Source organism: Spirosoma gilvum, from assembly GCF_054776815.1.
This window is the reverse complement of sequence record NZ_BAAHBH010000039.1, coordinates 1-1,273: the sequence shown is the minus strand read 5'-3', so window position 1 is coordinate 1,273 and position 1,273 is coordinate 1. Positions and strand designations below refer to the sequence as shown.

Genomic DNA, 1,273 nt, shown 5'->3' with positions numbered 1-1,273 from the left:
TGAGATGGTCCAATAAATCGGCACAATGAACTTGCTTAACTTGCAAGACCATGCAGCCTAAAAACAAACCCCTAAAACGGCGTAAATACGACGCAACTTTTAAAGCGGACGTGCTGAAAATGATTGCCAACGGCCAAAGCGTGCCATATGTGGCTCAGGCACTAGGCATTAGTGAAGCGCTCATCTATAAATGGAAACAGCGAAACAAAGGGGAAGAAAAACACCATTTTTCGAGCCAGACTTCAGACGTACTGATTGAGAACCAGCGCCTGCTACAACGGGTCAGCCAACTGGAAATGGAGCGCGAGATCTTAAAAAAAGCTTTAAGCATTGTCAGCCAACAGACTTAAGGCAACGCTATGAACTAGTCAAAAGCCTAGCTGACGAATTTAAGGTAGAGATTCTGTGCTTGGTGTTGGAAGTTAGTCGTACGGCTTATTATCGGTACCTGCGGGGCGATAGCTACCAACCAACACCTCAGCAAGCTGAGCATCAGAACTTAGTAGAGCAGGTCTTTGGTAAGCACAAACGACGGTATGGAAGTCGACGCATTACGGCTGAGTTGCAAGAAAAAGGGCATGTGCTGGGACGTCATCAAGTAAGAATGCTGATGAAAGCAGGTGGTTTACAAGCCATTCAGCCTAAGTCATTTGTGCCCCGAACGACGGATAGCAAGCATGGTAGAGGTTATTGGCCGAACTTATTACTAGGCCAGCCGTTGCCCAAGGCTCCCAATATGGTTTGGGTCAGCGACATTACCTATCTGCCTTTAATCAACGGGGATTGGGCCTATTTAGCTACTTGGATGGACTTATTCTCCCGCAAAGTAGTGGGCTGGCAAGTGGGCGAAACAATGGAACCGGACCGCCGGAGCGGATGAACTGGTTATACTTCCACTACGTCGTGCGTTGCAGTTACGACAACCTGCCGTAGGTCTGATTATCCACTCAGATCGAGGTGGCCAATACGTATCGAGCGAGTTAAAAGAGGTAATCCGATTATGGCATATCAGGCCTAGCATGAGCCGGGCCGACGATCCCTACGACAATACCTTTGCGGAGTCGTTGTGGAGCCGCCTGAAGGCGGAATTACTGGAAGGCGGAGTATTTCTGAGTGTTGATGATGCCCATACAGAGATCTTCGACTACCTTGAAGTCTATTATAATAGGGAGAGAAAGCATTCGTCGCTGGGCTACCGAAGCCCTGAACAATTTGAACAGGAGTATTATACAAATCTGACAAATTCAGTGTGCCGCTAAATCGGACCACCTCA

General features: G+C 48.0%; 2 protein-coding genes and 1 pseudogene. All 3 read left to right on the top strand.

What is annotated here, in order from left to right; all coding sequences use genetic code 11:
* Window positions 1-50 precede the first annotated feature (50 nt).
* The 3 genes and pseudogenes from ACYVFD_RS35950 to ACYVFD_RS35940 all read left to right on the top strand — a co-directional run bounded on the left by ACYVFD_RS35950 (window position 51) and on the right by ACYVFD_RS35940 (window position 1,259).
* Window positions 51-350, top strand: a complete 300-nt coding sequence (locus ACYVFD_RS35950) for a transposase (RefSeq protein ID WP_461095446.1) — start codon at window positions 51-53, stop codon at window positions 348-350.
* A 20-nt stretch (window positions 351-370) separates the two neighbouring features.
* Window positions 371-880: pseudogene (locus ACYVFD_RS35945) on the top strand (IS3 family transposase); the annotation flags it as partial.
* 28 nt (window positions 881-908) lie between these two features.
* On the top strand, window positions 909-1,259 hold the full coding sequence (locus tag ACYVFD_RS35940; RefSeq protein ID WP_461095445.1) for a transposase: 351 nt from the start codon (window positions 909-911) through the stop codon (window positions 1,257-1,259).
* The last annotated feature ends 14 nt before the right edge of the window (window positions 1,260-1,273 follow it).

Bases quoted from the DNA above. Each gene is read 5' to 3' on its own strand.
- ACYVFD_RS35950 (WP_461095446.1), top strand. From the start codon at position 51: ATGCAGCCTAAAAACAAACCCCTAAAACGGCGTAAATACGACGCAACT.